Source organism: Streptomyces sp. AP-93 (assembly GCF_022808175.1).
In the GTDB taxonomy this organism is placed as follows: Bacteria; Actinomycetota; Actinomycetes; order Streptomycetales; family Streptomycetaceae; genus Streptomyces.
Map to the genome: position 1 here is coordinate 95,829 of NZ_JALGBX010000021.1, position 21,645 is coordinate 117,473.

Annotated in this window: 21 protein-coding genes and 1 pseudogene; 8 read left to right on the top strand and 14 right to left on the bottom strand. The window is 72.5% G+C overall.

Annotation, left to right across the window (positions count from 1 at the left end; all coding sequences use genetic code 11):
• The 4 genes and pseudogenes from MTF69_RS30070 to MTF69_RS30085 all read left to right on the top strand — a co-directional run bounded on the left by MTF69_RS30070 (nucleotide 1) and on the right by MTF69_RS30085 (nucleotide 5,729).
• On the top strand, nucleotides 1-1,281 hold the full coding sequence (locus tag MTF69_RS30070) for a transposase (RefSeq protein WP_243339332.1): 1,281 nt from the start codon (nucleotides 1-3) through the stop codon (nucleotides 1,279-1,281).
• A gap of 32 nt (nucleotides 1,282-1,313) precedes the next feature.
• Nucleotides 1,314-1,607, top strand: a pseudogene (locus MTF69_RS30075) (DUF5713 family protein); the annotation flags it as partial.
• A 293-nt stretch (nucleotides 1,608-1,900) separates the two neighbouring features.
• Nucleotides 1,901-4,135 (top strand): acetate--CoA ligase family protein, encoded by a 2,235-nt coding sequence (locus MTF69_RS30080; protein WP_243339333.1) that lies wholly within the window; start codon nucleotides 1,901-1,903, stop codon nucleotides 4,133-4,135.
• A gap of 790 nt (nucleotides 4,136-4,925) precedes the next feature.
• Entirely contained in the window at nucleotides 4,926-5,729 is an 804-nt protein-coding gene (locus tag MTF69_RS30085; RefSeq protein ID WP_243339334.1) for an enoyl-CoA hydratase/isomerase family protein, read from the top strand.
• A gap of 53 nt (nucleotides 5,730-5,782) precedes the next feature.
• Here MTF69_RS30085 and MTF69_RS30090 read toward each other — a convergent pair whose 3' ends face one another.
• Complete coding sequence (locus MTF69_RS30090; protein ID WP_243339335.1) at nucleotides 5,783-6,583, bottom strand: VOC family protein; 801 nt, start codon at nucleotides 6,581-6,583, stop codon at nucleotides 5,783-5,785.
• Between the two features lie 266 nt (nucleotides 6,584-6,849).
• Here MTF69_RS30090 and MTF69_RS30095 point away from each other — a divergent pair, with 266 nt between their 5' ends.
• Both MTF69_RS30095 and MTF69_RS30100 read left to right on the top strand, forming a co-directional pair.
• On the top strand, nucleotides 6,850-7,512 hold the full coding sequence (locus tag MTF69_RS30095; RefSeq protein ID WP_243339336.1) for an HD domain-containing protein: 663 nt from the start codon (nucleotides 6,850-6,852) through the stop codon (nucleotides 7,510-7,512).
• On the top strand, nucleotides 7,500-8,537 hold the full coding sequence (locus MTF69_RS30100; protein WP_243339337.1) for a GlxA family transcriptional regulator: 1,038 nt from the start codon (nucleotides 7,500-7,502) through the stop codon (nucleotides 8,535-8,537). The genes MTF69_RS30095 and MTF69_RS30100 overlap by 13 nt, the downstream gene beginning before the upstream one ends.
• On the opposite strand, the gene MTF69_RS30105 is transcribed toward MTF69_RS30100, so the two are convergent.
• Nucleotides 8,468-9,394 carry a hypothetical protein gene (locus MTF69_RS30105; RefSeq protein ID WP_243339338.1) on the bottom strand — a complete coding sequence of 309 codons (927 nt, stop codon included), beginning with the start codon at nucleotides 9,392-9,394 and terminating at the stop codon, nucleotides 8,468-8,470. The genes MTF69_RS30100 and MTF69_RS30105 overlap by 70 nt on opposite strands.
• Nucleotides 9,395-9,509: 115 nt before the next feature.
• Here MTF69_RS30105 and MTF69_RS30110 point away from each other — a divergent pair, with 115 nt between their 5' ends.
• Nucleotides 9,510-10,127: a flavin reductase family protein gene (locus MTF69_RS30110; RefSeq protein WP_243339399.1), complete on the top strand. Its 618-nt coding sequence runs from the start codon at nucleotides 9,510-9,512 to the stop codon at nucleotides 10,125-10,127.
• A gap of 366 nt (nucleotides 10,128-10,493) precedes the next feature.
• On the opposite strand, the gene MTF69_RS30115 is transcribed toward MTF69_RS30110, so the two are convergent.
• The 3 genes from MTF69_RS30115 to MTF69_RS30125 form a co-directional block, all read right to left on the bottom strand.
• Complete coding sequence (locus MTF69_RS30115) at nucleotides 10,494-11,561, bottom strand: Zn-dependent alcohol dehydrogenase (RefSeq protein WP_243339339.1); 1,068 nt, start codon at nucleotides 11,559-11,561, stop codon at nucleotides 10,494-10,496.
• Nucleotides 11,558-12,781, bottom strand: coding sequence for an acyl-CoA dehydrogenase family protein (locus MTF69_RS30120; protein WP_243339340.1), 1,224 nt, complete (start codon nucleotides 12,779-12,781; stop codon nucleotides 11,558-11,560). The genes MTF69_RS30115 and MTF69_RS30120 overlap by 4 nt, the downstream gene beginning before the upstream one ends.
• Nucleotides 12,782-12,910: 129 nt before the next feature.
• The gene (locus tag MTF69_RS30125; protein WP_243339341.1) at nucleotides 12,911-13,831 is read right to left on the bottom strand and encodes an SDR family NAD(P)-dependent oxidoreductase; all 921 of its coding nucleotides are present in this window, start codon (nucleotides 13,829-13,831) and stop codon (nucleotides 12,911-12,913) included.
• A 120-nt stretch (nucleotides 13,832-13,951) separates the two neighbouring features.
• Between MTF69_RS30125 and MTF69_RS30130 the strand changes: the two genes are divergently transcribed.
• A complete protein-coding gene (locus tag MTF69_RS30130; protein WP_243339400.1) occupies nucleotides 13,952-14,878 on the top strand; it encodes a cyclase family protein in 927 nt (308 codons plus the stop codon).
• 115 nt (nucleotides 14,879-14,993) lie between these two features.
• Here the strand turns inward: MTF69_RS30130 and MTF69_RS30135 are convergent, their stop codons facing one another.
• The 9 genes from MTF69_RS30135 to MTF69_RS30175 form a co-directional block, all read right to left on the bottom strand.
• Entirely contained in the window at nucleotides 14,994-15,425 is a 432-nt protein-coding gene (locus MTF69_RS30135; RefSeq protein WP_243339342.1) for an NUDIX hydrolase, read from the bottom strand.
• 123 nt (nucleotides 15,426-15,548) lie between these two features.
• Nucleotides 15,549-15,950, bottom strand: a complete 402-nt coding sequence (locus MTF69_RS30140; protein WP_243339343.1) for a hypothetical protein — start codon at nucleotides 15,948-15,950, stop codon at nucleotides 15,549-15,551.
• A 22-nt stretch (nucleotides 15,951-15,972) separates the two neighbouring features.
• Nucleotides 15,973-16,221 (bottom strand): hypothetical protein, encoded by a 249-nt coding sequence (locus MTF69_RS30145; protein ID WP_243339344.1) that lies wholly within the window; start codon nucleotides 16,219-16,221, stop codon nucleotides 15,973-15,975.
• Between the two features lie 135 nt (nucleotides 16,222-16,356).
• Nucleotides 16,357-17,073 carry a hypothetical protein gene (locus MTF69_RS30150; RefSeq protein ID WP_243339345.1) on the bottom strand — a complete coding sequence of 239 codons (717 nt, stop codon included), beginning with the start codon at nucleotides 17,071-17,073 and terminating at the stop codon, nucleotides 16,357-16,359.
• A 158-nt stretch (nucleotides 17,074-17,231) separates the two neighbouring features.
• Nucleotides 17,232-17,774 (bottom strand): hypothetical protein, encoded by a 543-nt coding sequence (locus tag MTF69_RS30155; RefSeq protein ID WP_243339346.1) that lies wholly within the window; start codon nucleotides 17,772-17,774, stop codon nucleotides 17,232-17,234.
• Complete coding sequence (locus MTF69_RS30160) at nucleotides 17,771-18,388, bottom strand: SigE family RNA polymerase sigma factor (protein ID WP_308401471.1); 618 nt, start codon at nucleotides 18,386-18,388, stop codon at nucleotides 17,771-17,773. Before MTF69_RS30160 ends, MTF69_RS30155 begins: the two co-directional genes overlap by 4 nt.
• A 253-nt stretch (nucleotides 18,389-18,641) precedes the next feature.
• Nucleotides 18,642-19,124, bottom strand: coding sequence for an ATP-binding protein (locus MTF69_RS30165; protein ID WP_243339348.1), 483 nt, complete (start codon nucleotides 19,122-19,124; stop codon nucleotides 18,642-18,644).
• 418 nt (nucleotides 19,125-19,542) lie between these two features.
• The gene (locus MTF69_RS30170) at nucleotides 19,543-20,484 is read right to left on the bottom strand and encodes an acyl-CoA dehydrogenase family protein (protein WP_243339349.1); all 942 of its coding nucleotides are present in this window, start codon (nucleotides 20,482-20,484) and stop codon (nucleotides 19,543-19,545) included.
• A gap of 6 nt (nucleotides 20,485-20,490) precedes the next feature.
• Nucleotides 20,491-21,645 carry an acyl-CoA dehydrogenase gene (locus MTF69_RS30175; protein WP_243339350.1) on the bottom strand — a complete coding sequence of 385 codons (1,155 nt, stop codon included), beginning with the start codon at nucleotides 21,643-21,645 and terminating at the stop codon, nucleotides 20,491-20,493.

Below are 21,645 nucleotides of genomic sequence, written 5' to 3' on the forward strand. Positions count from 1 at the left end.
GTGAATCAAGACACCCTGATTGAACGGCGGTTCGGGCACCGTGCCCGGCTCGCGCTGTCGCCTGCCGGGGTGTTGAAGACTGATGGCCAGGCGCACGCGGCCCGCACGATGTGGAACCTGCTCCACGCGTGGTGGCAGATGATGCCGAAGGAGAAGCGGACCCTCGGACATGCGGATGCTGCGATCCGGCAGGCCCGCGAGGACATCGATTTTCTTGCTGCTCTTCCGGCCCAGGCCGCGCAAGCGGTGTTGAAGACGTATTTCCAGGCGTGGAAGAACTGCTGGGACGGCCGCGCCGACGCGCCGAATTTCAAAGGGCGGTTCCGCACGGTGATGTCCGTGGACATTCCGCAGGGCCGGGACCTGAACATCACCCGGGTGCACCGCCGCTGGGGCATGGCCAATGTCCCCAAGGTGGGCCGGGTCCGCTTCCGGTGGACCAAGGACCTGCCCGTCGGCAAGCACGCCGACGGGCAGAACCGGATCACCGGGGCCCGGCTGGTCAAGGACGCGCTGGGCTGGCACATCGCCTTCCGCGTCCAGGCCCTGGAGGCCAAGCCCGACCGCCACCAGGGGTCGGACGTCGGCATCGACGTGGGCGTCACCGTCCCGATCGCGCTCTCCGACGGCGGGACCTACGAGCACGACGATTGGCTGACCGGCAAGGAGCAGGCGAAGCTTCTGCGTCTGGAGCAGCGCGCCGCCCAGCGCAAGGCACACCGCAAGCCCGGCGAGCACACCAGCCGCCGGCTGCACCACACCTACGACCAGATCGCAGGACTCCGCGCGAAAGCCAAACGCAGAGCCCTGGACTGGCAGCACCAGACGACCACCACCATCGCCCGCACCTACGGCACCGTCGTGGTCGAAGCACTCACCATCACGAACGTGGTCAAGTCGGCCAGAGGAACCATCGAGGAGCCGGGGAAGAACGTCGCCCAGAAGTCCGGGCTGAACCGCTCCATCAGCGGGGAGGCGTGGGGCCGCACGGTCGCCATGCTGACGTACAAGACCGCCCGGCACGCCGGCACCCTGGTAAGGGTCCCCGCCCCTGGCACCTCCCGGCGCTGCTCAGTCTGCGGCTTGACCACCCCGGGCAGCCGGGAGTCGCAGGCCGTGTTCGTGTGCAAGAACCCGGACTGCGGTTGGTCGGGCAACGCCGACCACAACGCAGCCCGCAACGTCTTGCACCTCTACCGGATGGGCCTCGCGCTCATCCCGGCTGCCGGGAGGGCAGTCGTCAGGCGCGCCAAACGCGTCAAGCCCGCTACCGCAAGGTAAGCAGGAATCTCCCGGCCTCAGCCGGGAGATCACTCCAAGGGGACGCGTACTACCCCGATCGCGTCCTCGACAAGGGCCGGGCCATCCTGCTCCGCCTGTGCGCGCGCATCGAGGCCGAGCAGCCCTCGGACCTGGCCGCGCTGTACGTGCTGACGGGGGCGGCGACCGAGGAGTTCAACCTGCTGGAGACGGAGTTCGAGGCCGCGGGGAGCGAAATCGAGACCGTGGCGCGCGAGGAGATAGCCGAGGACTTCACGTTCGTGGCCTCGGCGTACGGATTCGCGGACGCGGACATCGAGGAGCTCATCGCCCCCAGGGAGTGGTGAGGAGCTCCGGCCGCCACGGCCCCCTGACCTCGGCCGAATACTGGTCTGGACCGGCTCCCGGTGATCTGAGACCGTTCCCTGGACGGCCCCGGACGGCATACCGGAAGCCGGCCCGGGACCACCCCGGGACCGCCCTGAGGTGTGCCCGGGAACCGGGCCGCGAACGTTCCACACATCACCTCCACCAGCTTTCCTGTGCATCCCTGTTCCTGACGGCACGTCAGTTCAGTAATCTGACTACGCGTCAGTTATTGAGATTCGTCGAGGTTCATCGAGCAGGAGCGGGCGGAACGATGCTTGGATCTACTCACGGCACCCTCACCACCGACTTCCGCGCACGTGTCGAGGCCTGCGGGGAGACCCCCAGGACGGCCGTCCACTCCACAGCGGCTCCGTCCGCCGAGGACACGGTCGCGCTGGACGTCAGCGGTCGGCCCCTGCACGCCGACGCCCCCGACCTGGACCGGTTCTTCCGGCCCGAGTCCGTGGCGGTCATCGGCGCCTCGGACGCCGACGGCAGACCGAACACCGGCATCACCCGCCAGCTCATCGCCTGGGCGGAACGCGTCGGTGCCCGGCTGCACCCCGTGCACCCCACCCGAGCCACGGTCTTCGGGCTGCCGTGCCACGCCTCCGTGGCCGACCTGCCCGAACAGGTGGACCTCGCGGTCCTCCTCGTAGCCGATCCGCTCCCCATCGTGGAGCAACTGGCCGAAGCCAAGGTGAAATTCGCGGTCGCCTTCGCCTCCGGCTTCGCCGAGACCGGCGACGAGGGCGCCGCCGCGCAGGCCCGCCTGGGCGCCGCCGTACGGCGCTCGGGCCTGCGCCTCCTCGGGCCCAACACGAACCTGAACGCCTTCGAGAAGTTCCGCGAGGACCTCGACGGCCCGGCCATCGCACTCATCACCCAGTCCGGCCACCAGGGCCGGCCGGTCTATACCCTCCAGGAGCTGGGCATCCGCCTCTCCCACTGGGCGCCCACCGGCAACGAGGCCGACCTCGAAACCTCCGACTTCATCTCCTACTTCGCCGAGCAGCCCGAAGTCGGAGCCATCGCCTGCTACGTGGAGGGCCTCAAGGACGGCCGGCAGTTCCTGCTCGCCGCCGACCGGGCCGCCCGCAACGGCGTCCCCGTCGTCGCCGTCAAGGTCGGCCGCACCGAGACCGGCGCCCGCATGGCCGCCTCGCACACCGGGAAGCTGACCGGCGCGGACACCGTCGTCGACGCCGCCATGCGGCAGTTCGGCGTCATCCGCGTCGACGGCCTCGACGAACTCCAGGACACCGCGGCCCTCCTGGCCCGCGCCCGAAAGCCCCTCGCCGACGGAGTGGTCGTCTACTCCATCTCCGGCGGCACCGGAGCCCACTTCTCCGACCTGGCGACCGAGGCGGGGCTCAGCATCCCCACCCTCTCCCAGGCCAAACAGGACGAGCTGCACCAGTGGATCCCGGAGTACCTGGGCGTCTCCAACCCCGTCGACAACGGCGGCCACCCGGTGGGCGACTGGCGAGGCCGCAAAATCATCGACGCCATCCTCGCGGACCCCTCGGTAGGCGTCCTGATCTGTCCGATAACGGGCCCCTTCCCCCCCATGAGCGACAAACTCGCCCAGGACCTGGTGGACGCGGCCGAGCAGACCGACAAGCTGATCTGCGTGATCTGGGGCTCCCCGGTCGGCACGGAGGAGGCCTACCGCACCACGCTCCTCGGCTCCTCCCGGGTCGCGACCTTCCGCACCTTCGGCAACTGCATCACCGCCGTCCGCGCGTACCTAGGCCACCACCGCTTCACCTCCTCCTACCGCTCCCCCTTCGAGGACGCCCCGCGCACCACCTCACCCTCCTTCCGCAAGGCCCAGGCCCTCATGCGTCCGGGCCAGCAGCTCAGCGAACACGCGGCGAAGCAGCTCCTGCGCGCCTACGGGATACGGGTGCCCCGCGAACAACTGGTGACCAGCGCCGCAGCGGCCGTACGGGCGGCCGGGCTGGTCGGCTACCCCGTCGTCATGAAGGCCTCGGGCCCTCAGCTCGCGCACAAAACGGAACTGGGCCTGGTCAAGATCGGCCTGACCTCGGCGAGCCAGATCCGCGACGCCTACCGCGAACTGACGGACATCGCCCGCTACGAGAACGTCCCCCTGGACGGGATCCTCGTCTGCCAGATGGTGGAGCGCGGCGTCGAAATGGTCGTCGGGGTCACCCAGGACGAACTCTTCGGCCCGACGGTGACGGTGGGGCTGGGCGGCGTCCTGGTGGAGGTCCTGCACGACGTGGCCGTCCGGGTCCCGCCCTTCGGGGAGGACCAGGCCCGGGCCATGCTCGGGGAACTCCGCGGGCACGCGCTGCTGGAGGGCGTACGGGGGGCGCCTCCCGCCGACGTCGACGCGCTGGTGGAGGTCATCCTCCGGGTCCAGCGGATGGCGATGGAACTGGGCGACGAACTCTCCGAGCTGGACATCAACCCCCTGATGGTCCTCCCCCGAGGACAGGGCGCGGTGGCGCTGGACGCGCTGGCCATCTGCCGCTGACCTCCGGCGACCCGCCGCCACCTTCCCGACGCGCAGCCCCGCACCGCTGCGCGGGACTCCGTCCGGCCTTGGCCGGCCGGGGTGCTCGCCACCGCCGTCCCGGCGTGGGGCCGGTGGGCCGGTGCGGGGCCGGTGGGCCGGTGCGGGGCCGGTGGGCCGGTGCGGGGCCGGTGGGCCGGTGCGGGTGAGGTGGCCCTGCGGGGCGAAGTCCCCTACCCGCCCTTCCACCGTTCCCCGGGCCAGCCCGGACCCGCGCCTCAAACGCCGGCGAGGCTGGGGATACCACCGGGCGCAGCCCGGACCCGCGCCCTAAACGACGTCGGGGCTGGGGATACCACCGGGCGCAGCCCGGACCCGCGCCCTAAACGACGTCGGGGCTGGGGATACCACCAGGCGCAGCCCGGACCCCGGTCCTCAAACGCCGACGGGCTGAAAGCAGGGGCCCTGGGCTGCGCCCGGACCCCTGGGGCTCCGCCCCCGACCCCGGTCCTCAAACGCCGGACGGCTGAATGGGCTGCGCCGGGCCGGGGACGGGGGCGGGGTGGGGTGTCGGCCGGGACGTAAAGCGTGATTTGTGGCGCAGGTGCAGCCCGCGCCCTGTCGGAGTAGAGCAGGGGGCGCCTAAATCATGCAGTCCAGGCCGACACCCCACCCCGACCCCGGCACCGGCCCCACCCGCAGCCCCGGCCACGCCGGCCACAACCCAGCCCCGCCGGCGTTTGAGGCGCAGGGGCCCGGGGACTGGTCCCCGGCAACGGCGCCGCACCCACCCACGAACAGGAGTTCCACCATGACCGGCACCCCGGAGGACGAAGTCCTCCACCGCTTCGAGAGCGGCGTCTCCTGGATCACCCTCAACCGCCCGGAGGCCATGAACGCCGTCACCTGGGACCAGCGCGAGCGCGTCATCGGGCTGCTCGCCGACGCCTCCGCCGACCCCGACGTACGCGCCGTCGTCATCACCGCCACCGGCAAGGGCTTCTGCGCCGGCGCCGACCTGCGCGGATCGCCCGCCGCCCCCGCGGAGCGGGTCGCCGGGGACGTGGCCCGCATGATCCGGCTCGGCGCGCAGCGCCTGATCACGGCCGTGCTCGACTGCGAGAAGCCGGTGATCGCCGCCGTGAACGGCACCGCGGCCGGCATCGGCGCCCACCTCGCGCTCGCCTGCGACCTGGTCATCGCCGCCGAACCGGCCCGTTTCATCGAGGTGTTCGTCCGCCGCGGCCTGGTCCCCGACGGCGGGGGCGCGTACCTCCTCCCCCGCCTCGTCGGCCCGCAGAAGGCGAAGGAGCTGATGTTCTTCGGGGACGCCGTACCGGCCGCCGAGGCCGAGCGGCTCGGCCTGGTCAACAAGGTGGTGCCCGCCGAGGCCCTGGAGGAGACCGCCCGGGAGTGGGCGGAGCGCCTCGCGCAGGGCCCCACCCGCGCCCTGGCCCTGACGAAGCAGCTGGTCAACGCCTCCCTGGACGGTGACCGGGCGACGGCGCTCGCCGCCGAGGCCACCGCCCAGGAGCTGAACATGACCACGGCCGACGCGAACGAAGGGGTCGCCAGCTTCGTGGAGCGCCGGACCCCGAAGTACCGCGGCCGCTAGCCGGGAAGGCCGGGGAGCACGGGAAGGCCGGGCAGGACGGGCAGGACGGTGACCTACATCTGCGGGTCCGGCGTGAGCAGCGCGAACACCGCTCCCGCCGGGTCCGCGGTCCACGCCATCCGGCCGACCTCGGGGACGTCCGCGGCGGGCATCAGGACCGAGCCCCCGCCGCCCCGGACGGCGGCCACGGTCGCGTCCACGTCGGCGACGTTGAAGTACGGGACCCACCGCGGGACTTCGTTCGCCCCGGCGCCCTCGCCCGCGCCGTCGCCCTGCGGTGCGACCCCGCCGAAGGAGCCGTCCTCCTGGTCCCCGTCGGCGATGCTCAGCACCCGGTACGTCATCCCGGGTGCTTCCATCTCCGCCGAGCGCCACCCGAAGAGGCCGGCGTAGAACTCGACGGCCGCGACCGGGTCGGGCGCGTGCAGCTCGGCCCAGACCAGGCTGTTCACCTCGGAGGTCAGCCCCAGCCCGGCGGTCTTGCCCGGCTGCCAGCACGCGAACTCCGCGCCCTGCGGGTCGGTGAACTGCGCCAGCCAGCCCTCGCCCATGACGTCCCCGGGCTCCATGCGCACGACTCCGCCGCCCGCCTTGACGGCCGCCGTCGTCTCCTGGATGTCGGGGGTGTTGAAGTGCAGCATCCACGCCGGGGTCGCGCCCTCCTCGGTGAGCGGCCCCAGCGCGGCGACGGTCTTGCCGTCGACCTGGAAGAAGCCGTAGCCGCCCGCCTCCGGGCCGAGGGATACGTACTCCCAGCCGAAGACGCCGGTGTAGAACGAGACGGCCCCGTCGGTGTCGGGGCTCCCGAGGTCGAGCCAGTTGGGCGATCCCTTGCGGAAATCGGTGCCGAGCATGAAGGTCCTCCTGTGCGTGCGCCGCTGCTGATGCTGCTGGTGCTGGTGCTGCTGCTGGTGCGGGGGTGTTGCCTCCGGTCCCCCGCCACGATGCCGAGCCCGTCCGGGGCCCGCCCTCCAGAGGGCTCCGTACGGCGGGGGAATCACCCGTACGGCCCCTGCCGTGTCCGTATCTGTGGGATGTGTGGCGTGATGGCCATGGTGGGAGGACGCGCGGCCCCGAAGACTGGTGGGGACCCGCAGGGAGCCGAGAAAGGGGCCGGACCATGACGACGAGCGACGCACTCGCACGCGCACTCCCGCACACGACGATCCGGGTACCGGACTCACGACTGGCGAAGGAGGCGACCGAGCTCGTCCGGGACAGCGTGGGCGAGCTGCTCTACGACCACTCCCGCCGCGTGTACTTCTTCGGCAGCCTCCAGGGCCGGCGCCTCGGTGTCCAGGCCGATCCCGAACTGCTCTACGTGGCCGCGATGTTCCACGACCTCGGCCTCACCGAGCCCTTCCGCTCCAGCGGCCGCCGCTTCGAGGTGGACGGCGCCGACGAGGCCCGCCGGTTCCTGCGGAGCCACCAGGTCCCCGAGGACTCGGTGCGCCGGGTGTGGACGGCGATCGCCCTGCACACCACCCCGGGCATCCCGGAGCACATGGAGCCCGAGGTGGCACTGGTGACGGCGGGCGTGGAGTACGACGTGCTCGGCATCGGCTACCACGACCTCGCCGAGGCGGACCGCGCTGCGGTGGTCGCCCTGCACCCGCGGCCGCGGTTCAAGGAGCGCATCCTGCGCGCCTTCGCCGACGGCGTGGCACCCAAGCCCGGCACGGCCTTCGGCAACGTCAAGGCCGATGTCCTCGCGCACCACGTGCCCGGCTTCGAGCGCGGGGACTTCGTACGCCTGATCCTGGACTCCCCGTGGGCCGAGTAGCCGCGCACCCCCTGGGCCGAGGAGCCGCACATCCCGTCGTCATCGTCGCCTTCGACGGCGTGCAGTTGCTCGATGTCACGGGTCCCGCCGAGGTGTTCAGTACCGCCAACGTCCACGGCGCCGGAGCCGGAGCCCGCTACGAGGTCCGGATCGTCTCCCCGGACGGGACCGACGTCCGCACCTCCTCGGGCGTACGCATCGGCGCGGACGGCGGCCCCGACAGCCTGCCGGCCCGCCCCGGGACCCTCGTCGTCCCCGGCCGGAGCGACTGGCGGCGGGCCGTCGCCGATGCGGCCCTGACGGGCCTGGTCGCCGAGCTCGTGCGCCGCTCGCGCCGGGTCACCTCGGTGTGTGCCGGGGCCTTCGTGCTGGCGGAGACCGGGGTGCTCGACGGGCGGCGGGCGGTCACGCACTGGCGGCTCGCGGCGCAGCTCGCGGCCGCGTATCCGCTGGTGCGGGTGGAGGCGGATCCGGTGTTCGTCCAGGACGGGCACGTGGTCACCGCGGCTGGGGTGACCTCGGGCATCGACCTCGCGCTGTCCCTGGTCGAGGAGGACCACGGGCCGGCCCTGGCCCGGGAGGTCGCGCGGGAGCTGGTCGTCTTCATGGCCAGGCCCGGCGGCCAGTCCCAGTACAGCGCCCGCCTGACCCCGCGCGAGGCCAGGCACCCGGTCCTGCGCACGGTCATGGACGCCATCGGGGCCGACCCCCGGCTCACGCTCGACGAGGTCACCCGGGAGGCCGGGGTCAGCGGCCGCCACCTCGCCCGGCTCTTCCGCGCCGAGACGGGGATGACGCCGGGCCGGTACGTGGAGTCCGTGCGGCTCGAAGCGGCGCAGGCGCTCCTCGAAGCGGGCGACGATCCGGTGGACGCGGTGGCCGAGCGGTCCGGCTTCGGTTCCGCCGAGACCATGCGCCGGGTGTTCCAGCACGCCCTGGACGTGGCGCCGACCGCCTACCGCGCCCGCTTCCGCAGCACGCGCACGTCCCCGCCGTCCGGGTCGCCGATCAGCACGAACAGCTGAGGGTGCTCCGCCGTGCCGGCCACGTCCCAGGACAGCGAGGCCTTCTCGCACTCCTCGATGGACAGGACCACGCCCGCCCCGTAGCCGCCGGCCGTCGTCCTGTCGGCCGTCGTCCCGTCGGCCGTCGTCCCGGCGGCGTGCTCCCAGGTCCCGCGCCCCGAACAGCGGCCCGCTTCGTCGAATCCGTTGTCCACCGGCAGCCCCTCCGCCGTCGCCACGCCCTGCGCGTCGAGTTCCAGCTCGACGCCGCCGCCGGTCCACACGCCGACGTAGTCGGCGCGCTCCAGGACCGGAGGCTGGTACGGCGGCATGAGGAAGCCGGCGGCGAAGGCGGCGGGTACCGCGATCACGGTCGCCGCCAGCGTCCACAGCCGCACCCGGAGCTTCGTCCGCTGCCGCATCCGCGCGTATACCGCGACCCCCACCGGGAGCACCCCGGCGGCCGCGATCCAGCCCCACGTGGTGACGTACGAGGTGCGCGTCACCAGGGCCACCGGTGCGGCGTACAGGCCTGCGAGCAGGACCAGCACGGGCCCGGCCCACCGGGGCGCGGGGATCCGGGCGTGCACGCCCACGGCGTGGGAGAGCATCATCACCGGGGTGGTGAAGAGCGCTCCGTGCACCCAGCCCGCTGCGAGCGACAGCGGCGGAAGGACGATGCACCCGAGGGCCACCTCGAGGATCAGGCCGATGGCGAACGTGCCGTAGCCCACGCCGTACGCGTCGCTCTGCCCCGGTGAGACCCACCAGAACAGCGCCGCGACCAGGAACTGCGCTGCGGCGACGGTTCCCGCACCGGGCGCGATGCCGCTCCAGGAGCCCCTGCCCGGCGGCGTGACGACCATGTGGTCCGACACGGTGAACCCTCACATCCACATCGGTTGAACACGTTCAATTGATGTGGACCCTACACTCCTCTTCCTATCTGACGCACCGTCAGCTTCAATCGTCCGTGTGATGGGACACGCAGGGATGGCGGCCACCGTCGTCCGATACCTCAGATCAGTCGGATCCCTCCCCTCCGCCGCCGCGGAGCCCGGGACCGAGCCCGTCGAAGCACTGCCCCGCCCCGATCTGCGGGCCGTCGGCGAAGACGAGCGCGCGCCCGTCAGCCCCGCGGAATTCCGTGCCGTACTGGGGAACTTCGCCAGCGGGGTCACGATCATCACCTCACCGCCCGGCGAGGACGAGGACGGCCCGGCCGGCTTCGCCTGCCAGTCCTTCGCCTCGCTCTCCCTCGACCCGCCGCTGGTCACCTTCATGGTGGCCCGTACGTCGACCACCTGGCCCCGCATCGCACGCACCGGGGTGTTCTGCGTGAACATCCTCGGCGCCGAACAGGGCGAGCTGTGCCGGGCCTTCGCCGTCAGCGGCGCCGACAAGTTCGCCGGAGTCGCCCACACCCCGGCCCCCGCCACGGGATCGCCGCAGCTCGAGGCGGTGCCCGCCTGGATCGACTGCCGGATCCACGCCGTGCACACCGGCGGGGACCACCTCATCGTGGTGGGCAGGGTCGAGGCCATGGGCGCGGCCGGCGAGGGCGAGCCCCTCCTCTTCCACAAGGGCCGCTTCGGCCGCTTCACCGACTGACGGCCCCCACACCAGAGCGCACGCCCCCGCCGCTATCCTGCGGATCTCGAACGGGCGGGAGGCCATGAGGAACACGTCCGAGCCGGGTCGCAGCCGGTGGACCGGCATCACCGGCCGGCTGATGGTGGCCAGTGCGATCGGCGCGCTCGCCTGCGCACTGACCCCGGTGTCCCCGTACCCGCCGCTGACCGCCGAGCCGGCCTTCGCCGCCGCCTCCGCCGTCTTCGCCTGCGGCTGGATCGGGCCGCGAGCCCGACCCCGGTGCCCGCCCTGGCCTGGGTGGTCAAACGGCGGTACTGAAACGCGCCGCGGCCGACCCCGCTCCGGAGAGCGGGACCGGCCACGGGTCCAGCGGAAGAGACGGACTCAGAACGTGAGGACCCCCCGCGCCACCCGCCCGTGGTGGGCGTCGTCCACGGCCTTGGCGAAGTCCTCGACCGGGTAGACCTCCGTGACCAGCTCGTCGAGCAGCAGCTTGCCCTGCCGGTAGAGCTCCGCGTACAGCGCGATGTCCCGCTGCGGGCGCGAGGACCCGTACCGGCAGCCCATGATCGTCTTGTCCAGGTACATGGACGAGACCTGGAAGGCCGCCTCCTCCGTGAAGCCGGGCACGCCGAGCAGGACCGCCTGCCCGTGCCGGTCCAGCAGGTCGATCGCCTGCCGGATCAGCTTCACGTTGCCCACGCACTCGAAGGCGTGGTCCGCGCCGGTGGGCAGGATCTCCTTCACGGCCGCCGAGGAGTCCGCCACCGCCGAGGCGTCGATGAAGTGCGTGGCGCCGAACTGCCGGGCCACCGCCTCCTTCGCCGGGTTCGCGTCGATCGCCACGATCGTCGTGGCCCCCGCGATCCGCGCGCCCTGGAGCACGTTCAGCCCGATCCCGCCGGTGCCGATGACGACCACCGTCTCGCCGCGGTCCACCTTCGCCCGGTTCAGTACGGCGCCCACGCCCGTCAGGACCCCGCAGCCGATCAGCGCGGCCGAGGTCAGCGGGATGTCCCGGGGGATCTTCACCGCCTGCACGGCCTTGACGATCGTCCGCTCCGCGAAGGCCGAGTTGGACGCGAACTGGAAGAGCGGCTTGCCACCCCGCGAGAACGGCTGCCCCGGCATCCCGATCGCCTTGCGGCACATCGTCGGCCGGCCGCGGTCGCAGTCCGCGCACGCCCCGCAGTTGGCGAGCGTGGACAGCGAGACGTGGTCACCGGGCGCCACGTGCGTGACCCCGGACCCTACCGCCTCCACCACGCCCGCACCCTCGTGCCCGAGCACCACCGGCGGCGGGAACGGGATCGTCCCGTCGATCACCGACAGATCGCTGTGACACAGCCCGGCCGCCGCTATCGCGACCAGCACCTCCCCCGGCCCCGGGTCCCGGATCTCCAGATCGTCGACCACCTGGGCCTGCTTGCCGTCGAATACGACGCCTCTCAACTGGACTCCTTAGGCAGGCCGAGCACGCGCTCGGCGATGATGTTGCGCTGGATCTCGTCCGAGCCGCCGTAGATGGTGTCGGCGCGGGTGAACAGGAACAGCCGCTGCTCCTCGTCGAGTCCGATTTCGTACGGGGTCCCCTGCGACCAGTGCCCCGGCCCGGCCGTGGCCACCGCGCCCCGCACTTCCACCGCCAGCTCCCCGAGCCGCCGGTGCCAGCCGCCCCACAGCAGCTTGGCCACGCTGGGCGCGCCGGGGTCGCCGCCCGAGGCGCCCGCGGCGCCCGCGGTGCCCAGCGTCCGCAGGGCGTTCCACCGCATCGTGCGCAGCTCGGCCCACTGCCGTACGAGGCGTTCGCGCAGGACGGGGTCGCCCGCGCCCGCGTCCACGTACGCCCGGACCACCCGCTCCAGTTCGGCCGCGAAGCCGATCTGCTGGACGAGCGTGGAGACCCCGCGCTCCAGCGCGAGCAGTCCCATGGCCACGGACCAGCCGTTGCCCTCCCCGCCCACCACCTCGGCGGCGACCGCCCCGTCGAAGAACACCTCGTTGAACTCGGAGGTCCCCGACATCTGCCGGATCGGCCGGACCTCGACCTTGCCCGGCTGGTCCATGCGGACCAGGAGGAAGGACAGCCCGCGGTGCCGCACGGACCCGGCCCCGGTGCGCGCCAGGACGAAGCACCAGTCCGCGTCCTGGGCGAGCGAGGTCCAGATCTTCTGCCCGGTCACCCGGAACAGGCCGTCGGCGCCCCGACCGGCGTCCCGTACCGCCGTCGTACGGATTCCCGCGAGGTCGGAGCCGGCGCCCGGTTCGGAGTACCCCTGACACCACAGCTCCTCGCCGCGGGCGATGCCGGGGAGGAAGCGGGCCCGCTGCTCCGCGGAGCCGTAGGCGATCAGCGTCGGCGCGAGGAGGTTCTCGCCGATGTGGCCGACCCGGGCCGGGGCGCGCGCGGCCGCGTACTCCTCGGCCCACACCACCTGCCCGGTGAGGGAGAGGCGCTGGTTGCCGTAGCCATCAGCCTCCCAGCCCTGGCCGATCCACCCCTCGCGCCCCAGCTCGCGCTCCCACGCACGCCGGATCTCGACCCCCTCGTGCTCACTGCCCGGCCCACCGAGGCCGACGGCCTCCTCGTACGGGCCCACGAGGTGCTCCGCCAGCCACGCCCGGGCGCGGCCGCGCAGTTCCTCGGCCTCCTCGTCGAAGCGGAAGTCCATGGTCGTACCCCCCTCGGTTCCTGTCCGGCCGCTGGGCCGTCTCTGTCGCGTCTTGGTACGCGTACGCACCGGGCCACCGGGCCACCGGGCCACCGGGCCACCGGGCCACCCCTAACGCCCGGCCAGGGCCTACGCGTTGGGGCGGTCCTTGGCGGCCGCCGCCTTGGCCATGGCTTCGAGCTGGGCGAGCATCGGCATCGGGTCGGTGCCGACGGTCCCGGGCAGGAAGTCGGCGATCTTCTCGGGAGTCCAGGAGCCCTCGGCGTAGCCGGCGCGCAGTTCGCGGGGCTGGGCCCAGACGGCGATCTTGGGGCCGGCGATCGTGTAGACCTGCCCGGTGATCTTCTCGCCGCCGACCGCCACGGCCTTGTCGGAGAGCAGGTAGGTGACGAGCGCCGCCACGTCCTCGGGCTCGCCGATCTCCTTGAGCTCCATCGGTACGTTGGCCGACATCCGGGTGCGCGCGACGGGTGCGACGGCGTTGGAGGTGACCCCGTACTTGGCCAGGCCCAGCGCGGCGGAGCGGACGAGCGAGATGATCCCGCCCTTGGCGGCGCTGTAGTTGGCCTGGGCCACCGAGCCCTGGTGGTTGCCGCTGGTGAAGCCGATCAGCGTGCCGGTGCCCTGGCGCCGCATGACGGCGGAGGCGGCACGGAAGACGGTGAACGTGCCCTTGAGGTGGGTGGCGACCACCGGGTCCCACTCCTCCTCGGACATGTTGAACAGCATCCGCTCGCGCAGGATGCCGGCGACGCACACGACTCCGTCGATGCGTCCGTACTGGGCGAGCGCCGTGTCGACTATGCGCTGGCCGCCCGCCATGGTCGAGATGTCGTCGGCGACGGCGACGGCCTCGCCGCCCGCGGCGACGATCTCCTTCACCACCGCTTCGGCGATCTCGCTGGTGGGCTCGTTGCCCTCCATGCCCACGCCGTAGTCGTTGACGACGACCCTGGCACCCTCGGCGGCCGCGGCGAGTGCCACGGCCCGCCCGATGCCCCGGCCGGCGCCTGTGACGGCGACGACTTTGCCTGCCAAGAAGTTCCCCACGTCCGGCCCCTTCCCGCGTTTTCTGACGGTCCGTTAGATTCTATGGGCACCTCGATACGCCAGCACAAGCCCCAGTTCGCCACCACCGCCCAATTCCCCCTCAAGGAGCTGATGAGATCCATGGCCATGCCCGCCGAGTTCCACGACATCGCCAAGCGCGTCAACAACTGGGGCCGGTGGGGCGCCGACGACGAGATCGGCACCCTCAACCTCATCACCGACGAGGTCGTCCGCGCGGCGGCGGCCGAGATCCGCACCGGGCGCCGCATCCCCCTGGCCCTGCCCCTCAAGGAGGACGGGGTGCAGTCCGGCATGATCCCCGGCCGGATCAACCCGCTGCACACGATGGTGCAGATCAACCAGGAGCTCTTCGGCCCGGGCACGGTGGCGTGCAGCGACGACGCGGTGACCTTCGGACTGCAGGCCGGCACGCACTGGGACGCGCTCACGCACGTCTCGCACTCGGGGAAGATCTACAACGGCCGCCCGGCCGGCACCATCACGGCGCACGGCCGCGCCGAGTTCAGCGGCATCGACAAGGCCGGGCACATCGTCTCGCGCGGGGTCCTGCTGGACGTGGCCCGCGCCAAGGGCCTGGACCGGCTCCCCGGCGGGCACGCGGTCACCCCGGAGGACCTGGAGCAGGCGGAGGAGTTCGGCGGCGTCACCGTCCGCGCGGGCGACATCGTCCTGGTCCGCACCGGGCAGGTGCAGGTCTACCTCGCGGGCGACAAGCACGGCTACGGCTACCCGTCGCCCGGCCTGTCCGTCCGTACGCCCGAGTGGTTCCACGCGCGGGACGTGGCGGCCGTCGCGAACGACACCCTGACCTTCGAGATCTTCCCGCCGGAGATAGAGAACCTGTGGCTGCCGGTGCACGCCCTGGACCTGGTCGAGATGGGCATGCACCAGGGCCAGAACTGGAACCTCGAAAAGTTGTCCACAGCCTGTGCGGAAGAATCCCGCTACTCCTTCCTCCTCTCGGCCATGCCGGAACCCTTCGTCGGCGCGGTGGGCACCCCGGTGGCCCCGGTCGCCATCCTCTGAGCGGCCGTCCGCCGGACCGGCGCGCACGCCCTACGGACACAGGGATGCCCCGCTCCCGATGGCTCAGGTGCGGGGCGTCGGCATACGGGTTCGCTACACGGCCATGAGGTTGGTCCTATTCGGTCCGTTCGGCGAGGAGGAGCGCGAGGGGGCCGCCTTGGAGGAGGAAGCGGCCCTCGGTGGCCGCGTTGATGGCCTCGGCCATCGGCCACCACGTGAGTTTGAAGTCGGCTTCGGAGGGCTCCAGCTCCTGCGGGCCAAGGGTCAGTCCTTCGGCGAGGTACAGGTGGACGCGGGCGGTGGCGCCGAGGGTGATGGCATACGCGCCGAGCGGGCGCCAGAGGGTGGCGGTGACCCCAGCCTCCTCGCGCAGCTCACGGCGGGCGCACGTCTCGGGGTCCTCGCCGGGCTCCATGCGTCCGCCGGGCAGAAACAGGAAGTCGCCGCCGTGGCGGGGGAAGCGGGAGGTGAGCAGCGCAACCAGGCCGGTCTCGTCGCGGGCGACCACCACAGCGGCGGAGCGCATTTCCTCGGGGTGTGCGTCCATGGTTTGAGCGTAATGAGCCGCTAGATGTGCATGGCGGCGAACGGCACATTCATCACCGTCGGGTGGGCGATGCCGCGTCCGTGGTAGCAGGGCGGGGGCGGACCCCTCCCCTGGCCTGGGACCTCAGAACGTGATCTTCCCGACCCTGTAAGTCAGCTTGTAGTGCGACTCGGGGCCGAGGATGTCCCGGGTGTGCTCCCCCGTACCCGCCTCGCCGGCAGGGATCCTGATGCTGCCGAGAACGTCGTCGGCGCTGAGATCGTCGAGATCGTGGAGAGTGAGGACCGCATCGGCGTGGTGGATCAGCACATCTCTCGCGAACCCGATGTCCTGCCCACTCGTCATCGGCGGGTAGTCGCGCTCGCCGACGGCCGGCCAGACCGGAACGCCGTCGAGGCGCATGCTCACTTCATCGCCCGCATCCTCGCTGGACCTTTCGCATTGAAGGCGGAGGATTCTCAGAACCGCAGTGCTCATCACGATCCTCTTTCCCGCGACGGCCATAGGTCCGTCGTCGTCTCCCACAGGCCGTCGGTTCGGGGGGTGCTCAACCGCCGTCGGCCGCGTCATCGCAGGTGGGGCAGATCCGGCTCGCGTCCTGCGGTGGGTACCACGGGGAACCGGGATCTCCGGATGGCGTCCACGAGGCCGCCTCCATGGCGAAGGTGTCCCTGCCGCAGAAGGTCCTCGGACCCGGGACCGTGGTCATTCCCGGGGCGGCAGGCGCTGCATGCACACGCAGGACGGACCGTTCGTCGTCACCCGACATCTCGTACACCACGACAATCCCGCTCATACCTCGACGGTAGGCGGCTGCGGGGAGACTCGCCGAGTCGACATCCCGACCGGTGCGCCCTAGGCTCAAATGCGGGTAATTCCGTTCGCAGTGCAGGAGCGGTGGTCCGGGACCACCGCCTCGCACGCCCTACGGTCAGCCCTTGGCGCAGATCACGTCGTACGGGCGGCCCACCGCCATGGTCAGCCGCATCGGCTCGGTGGTGCCGGACGGGCACTCGGCCTTCGTCTTGACCAGGCCGAGCACCTTGTACGTGCCCGACCCACCCGGGGCACACGGCACTTCCTGCGCCTGGTCGGTCACGCAGTCGCCCTGCACCAGCTGGCCGCCGCCGGCGCCCGCGTCACCGGGGTGCTCGCCGGTCAGGTTGCGGCCGCAGACGGTGTTGGTGGGGATGCCGCCCGACTTCGCAGAACCGTAGGAAATGCTCACCTGGATCATCAGGTCGGTGCCGGGCGGGCACTGGATCGCGCCCGGCAGGATGCTGGCGTCCTTGATGTCGATCGCCTTGAAGGTGGCACCGGACGCCGAGCACTTCTGCGGCCGGTAGCCGTCCGGCCTGTTGTCCGGGTCGGGGCCGCCGCAGTCGCCCACCGCCCACGTGCTCGACGTGTCGGAGGAGGACTCCGGATTCCCGGGGTCCTTGGACGACGGCTCGGCGGACGCCGACGCGGAGGGGGAGGCCTTGGCGTCGCCCGTGTCGCCGTCCTTGCCGAGCCACTGGGAGGCTCCGTAGACGCCTGCGACGAGCAGCACGAGGACAACGAGGACAACGACGACGAGGAAGCCGGGGAGTCTGCCCCCACGGCGCCCCGGGGCGGGCGGAGGCGTCACCTCGTACGGGTTTGCCATGCGCTCCTCCTGCGGTGAGGTGGGTCTTCGGGGTGGGACGACGCGCCACGACCAGAGACACGTCATGGACACCTCATAGTTCCACGCGAACCGCGGGCACTCGGACCCGGCCCGGACCCGGCCCGGGCCCGGGCGGACCGAGGCCCGTACGCCAACTCTCAGCGGCAGGGCGGTGGTTCGACCGCCAAGGGGCGGAAGGTGACCGCGAGGTCCGGGCCGCTGCGGACGAAGCGCGCCTCGACCTCCGAGACGAGCACCATCGTGCCCGCCGTGTACGGGTTCGCCCTGAGGGCCGCGTCCAGGGCCTCCTCGGGCACCTCCGGCTCGGCGCGCCACCAGCGGCCGCCGAACTTCGTGTACCGGATCCCGCAGTGCACGTACAGCGTGTGCGCGTACGGGACCCCGAGCGCCGGGTCGGTCTGAACGGCCGGCGCCGTCGCCTCGGCCTGCTCGCTCGGCGGTCCCGCGGACGCGGCGGGCGGGGCCGGCATCCGGGACCCGCCGCCCGACCACTGCGGGGCGAGGACGGCCAGCACCGCGACGGCCGCCACCAGCGCGGCCCCGGCCGCCCTCCGGCGCCCGCGGATCCGGGCGGCCGCCCGGACGGCAGCCTGCGGCGTGGGCACCGCGAGCGGCACCGCCGGCCGGTCCGCCAGCGCGTGCAGGGCGCGGCGCAGCTCTTCTTCGGGCAACCCGTTCATCGCGCCTCCGCCTCACTCGTGCCCATGCTCGTGCTCGTGCTCGTGCTGGTGCTGGTGCTGCTGCTACTGCTGCTCGTGCTCGTGCCGTCGCCCGGCCAGAGGTCGGGGTGGGACCGCAAGCGGGTCAGCGCCCGCGCGGCCAGGCTGGTCACCGTGCCGTTCGGGCAGCCCAGGATCTCCGCCGTCTGCTCGACGGCCAGGTCCTCGTAGTAGCGCAGCACCAGTACGGCCCGCTGGCGCCGCGGCAGGCCGAGCAGGGCGCGTTCGAGCAGGTCCGAGGCGGCGACCGCCTCGGCCGCGTCGGCGCCGAGACCGCCCGGGCCGCCCGGGGTGCCCGGGCCGCCGGCGGAATCGGGCAGGGCCGCGTGGGGAAGCTCGTGGTGCCAGCGCCTGCGGCGCCAGGTGCAGTACGTGGTGACCATGACCTTGTGCGCGTAGCCGACCGGCGCGTCGTAGCGGCCCGCGCGAGCCCAGCGGTCGTACACCTTGGCCAGGGTCACCTGCACCAGGTCCTGCCCCAGGTGCCAGTCGCCCGTCAGCAGCCGCGCGGTGCGGAGCAACGGGAGTCCCTCTGCCGCGACGAACTCCGCAAACGATTCTTCGGATGGCTCCACCCGGCCTCACCCCCTCACACCCAAGACGACCCGGGGGCGCCATCGCATTGCACGACGGGGGCACGAACACGACGGAGAAGTTCACGGAAGGGTTCTGCGGGTGGCGGCGGCGCGCATGCACGCCCCGAGCGCGGCACGGCGGCCGCCACCCCACGACCCGCACTCGTCAAGGCAGGACTGACCCTTGGCGTCCCCTCGCGACGAATCGTTCAACACAAGAGTGATCACCAGTTGACGAACCGTCAACACCTCGTTAGAGGTACACGCGCGGTTCCCGGATCGCGCCCTGGATTTCCGGCCCGCCCGGAGCGTCCCCCGCGGGCCCCCCGGCGAACTCCCCCGCACTCTTCTCGGCGCGGTCGATCTCGCACCAGATCCGCTTCCCGGCGCCCTCGCGCTGCCAGCCCCAGCGGTCCGCCAGCCCGTCCACCAGCTCCAGTCCACGGCCGCCCGTGTCGTCCCCGGCGGCCTGTCGCGGGGACGGCGCCCGGTCGCTCGCGTCCGCGACCTCCACCCGCACCCCCGGCTCCCCGAAGAGCATGCGCAGCACGGCCGGACAACCGGTGTGCACGACGGCGTTGGTGACCAGCTCGGAGATCAGCAGGATCAGCGTCTCGGCGAGCGGCTCGTCATCCCCTATGCCGCAGCCCGCGAGCCGGGAGCGGGCCCATCGGCGGGCCCGGCCGACCTCGGCGGGGTCCGGTCCTACCTCCAGCTGAACCTGAAGCACCTGCACCGCTCACACCATCCGAACCGGCGGACACTTCGCCTCGCGACAGGACGGGGTCACCGAGTGTGACCCCCTTGCGGAGCAGCATGGTTGACATACAGTCACCACAACAAGCGCTTCGGGCATATTCCAGCGTGAAGGAGTGGGCGTGGTGCATACTGTGCGGCGCTCGCGCCGCTCAACCGCTCGCATTCCCGGGAGCGTACCGGAGCGGCCCCCCGGCTCCGGGCCGCAATGAGTCGGGCGAAGGACACAAACCGATATCAACTCTCCGTAATCGGACATGCGTCCCGCGCCGTCCCTCCCGCACCCCTCCGTCACAGCGAGCGAGCACACGGCGGGCTGGTCGGCCGGCAAGGCCGGCCCACCCGGGCCCGGCCTACTCCGCCGCCGCCTGCCCCACCACCGCCTACTCCGCCACCGCCTACTCCACCACCGCCAGCAGCTCCGCCGCCAGCGCCTCCTCCGCCTGCGCCGCGGTCCGCCACTGCTCCGCCCGCACCCACGCCCGCTTCAGGTGCAGGTGTACGTCCGCCTCCCAGGTGAAGCCCATCCCGCCGTGCACCTGCAGACAGTCCCGGGCATTGCGTACGGCGGCCTCGTCGGCCAGCAGCTTGGCGCCGGCCACCTCCGCCGGATCGGCCGTCACCGCGGCCGCGTAGACGGCTGTACGGGCCACCTCCGCCCGCACCAGCATCTGCGCGCACAGGTGCTTGACCGCCTGGAACGCCCCGATCGGCTGTCCGAACTGCTCGCGCTCCTTGGCGTACCGCACCGCCAGCTCCACCGTGCGCAGCGCGCTGCCGAGCTGCAGCGCGGCCGTCAGCAGCGCCCCCGCGTCCCGGTACGCGCCGGACGCCACCGGCTCCCCCGGCAGCAGCACCCGCGCCAGCGGGGTCAGCGGGTCGGCGGAGCGCACCGGCTCCCCGGCGCCGTACCCGCCGGCTGGCTCGACCGGCTCCCCGTCCGCGCCGAGCACCGCGTCGGCCTCGCCGAGGTGGGCCACCAGCGGGCCTTCCAGGTCGAAGGCCGTCACCACCGCCTCCCCCTCCGCGGCCCCCGCGACCAGCCCGGCGGCCAGGTGGGTGGCGACCAGCGGTCCCGGCAGCAGGGCCCGCCCGGCCTCCTCGAAGACGAGGACGGCCTCCGGCATCCCGAGTCCGACCCCGCCCTCGTCCTCCGGGAGCCGCAGCGCGAAGAACCCGGCCTCGCCGAGCTCCCGCCACAGCGCACGATCCACGGACCGGCCCGTGGCGGCCGCCCGGTCGACCGAGGCGCGCAGCTCCTCGCGCCCGTACCGGCCCGCCAGGAGGTCCCGTACGCCCGCCCGCAGGTCCCGCTGGTCCTGCGTCGGCTGGAAGTCCACGGACGCTCACCTGCCCTTCGGAAGGCCGAGGATCCGCTCGGCCACGATGTTCTGCTGGATCTGCGAGGTGCCCGCCGCGATCGTGTACGAGAGCGAGGAGAGCCGGTCCAGGGTCCACTCCTCGTCCAGGGACAGGGACTGCGCGCCCAGCACCTCGGCGGCCGTGTCGTACAGCTCCTGGCGCGCGTGCGAGTACGCCAGCTTGAAGACGCTGCCGCCGATGCCCGGGACCCCGCCCGAGCGCTCGGACTCGCTGACGTTCCACTGGGTGAGCCGCCACAGGGCGCCGAACTCCCCGTACAGCCGGCCCAGCCGGCGCCGCAGCACCGGGTCGTCCCAGCGGCCGTTCGCCTTCGCGGTGCGCGCCAGCTCGCCCAGGGTGCGCCGGCAGGCGACGACCTCGCCGACGAAGGCGGTGCCGCGCTCGAAGGACAGGGTCACCATCGTGACCCGCCAGCCGTCGTTCTCGGCGCCGACCCGGTTGGCGACCGGGACCCGTACCTCGTCGAGGAACATCTCCGCGAACTCCGTGGACCCGGCCAGGGTGCGCAGCGGCCGTATCGTCACCCCGGGCGCGTCCATCGGCATGGCCAGCCAGGAGATCCCGCGGTGCTTGGGGGCGTCCCCATCGGTGCGCACCAGCAGCTCGCACCAGTCGGACACCTCCGCGTGCGAGGTCCATATCTTCGAGCCGGTGATCACGTACTCGTCGCCGTCGCGGACGGCGCGGGTGCGCAGCGAGGCCAGGTCGGAGCCCGCGTCCGGCTCGCTGAAGCCCTGGCACCACACCTCGTCGCCGCGCAGGACGGGCGGCAGCCAGCGCGCGCGCTGTTCGGCGGTGCCCTCGGCGGCGATGGTCGGGCCGGCGTGCAGCAGCCCGACGAAGTTCGCGCCGACGTACGGGGCCCCCGCGCGCTCGGTCTCCTCCAGGAAGATCAGGTGCTGCGTGGGGGTGGCCCCGCGGCCGCCCGCGTCCACCGGCCAGTGCAGTCCGGCGTACCCGGCGTCGTACAGCCTGCGCTGCCAGCCCGCGTCGTAGGCGCGGCGGCCCGGCCAGTCGTCGGGCGAGGGCTTGGGAGGCAGCCCGGGGAGCTCCTTGGCGAGCCAGGCCCGCAGCCGGGCCCGGAACTCCCGTTCCTCCTCGGTGTAGGTGAGGTCCAC

What these genes read in the sequence shown, in the direction of transcription:
- MTF69_RS30095 (WP_243339336.1), top strand. Translation starts at nt 6,850, where the DNA reads ATGACGACGAGCGACGCACTCGCACGCGCACTCCCGCACACGACGATC.
- MTF69_RS30110 (WP_243339399.1), top strand. Translation starts at nt 9,510, where the DNA reads ATGGCGGCCACCGTCGTCCGATACCTCAGATCAGTCGGATCCCTCCCC.
- MTF69_RS30090 (WP_243339335.1), bottom strand. Translation starts at nt 6,583, where the DNA reads ATGCTCGGCACCGATTTCCGCAAGGGATCGCCCAACTGGCTCGACCTC.
- MTF69_RS30085 (WP_243339334.1), top strand. Translation starts at nt 4,926, where the DNA reads ATGACCGGCACCCCGGAGGACGAAGTCCTCCACCGCTTCGAGAGCGGC.
- MTF69_RS30120 (WP_243339340.1), bottom strand. Translation starts at nt 12,781, where the DNA reads ATGGACTTCCGCTTCGACGAGGAGGCCGAGGAACTGCGCGGCCGCGCC.
- MTF69_RS30080 (WP_243339333.1), top strand. Translation starts at nt 1,901, where the DNA reads ATGCTTGGATCTACTCACGGCACCCTCACCACCGACTTCCGCGCACGT.
- MTF69_RS30150 (WP_243339345.1), bottom strand. Translation starts at nt 17,073, where the DNA reads ATGGCAAACCCGTACGAGGTGACGCCTCCGCCCGCCCCGGGGCGCCGT.
- MTF69_RS30145 (WP_243339344.1), bottom strand. Translation starts at nt 16,221, where the DNA reads ATGAGCGGGATTGTCGTGGTGTACGAGATGTCGGGTGACGACGAACGG.
- MTF69_RS30155 (WP_243339346.1), bottom strand. Translation starts at nt 17,774, where the DNA reads ATGAACGGGTTGCCCGAAGAAGAGCTGCGCCGCGCCCTGCACGCGCTG.
- MTF69_RS30135 (WP_243339342.1), bottom strand. Translation starts at nt 15,425, where the DNA reads ATGGACGCACACCCCGAGGAAATGCGCTCCGCCGCTGTGGTGGTCGCC.
- MTF69_RS30130 (WP_243339400.1), top strand. Translation starts at nt 13,952, where the DNA reads ATGGCCATGCCCGCCGAGTTCCACGACATCGCCAAGCGCGTCAACAAC.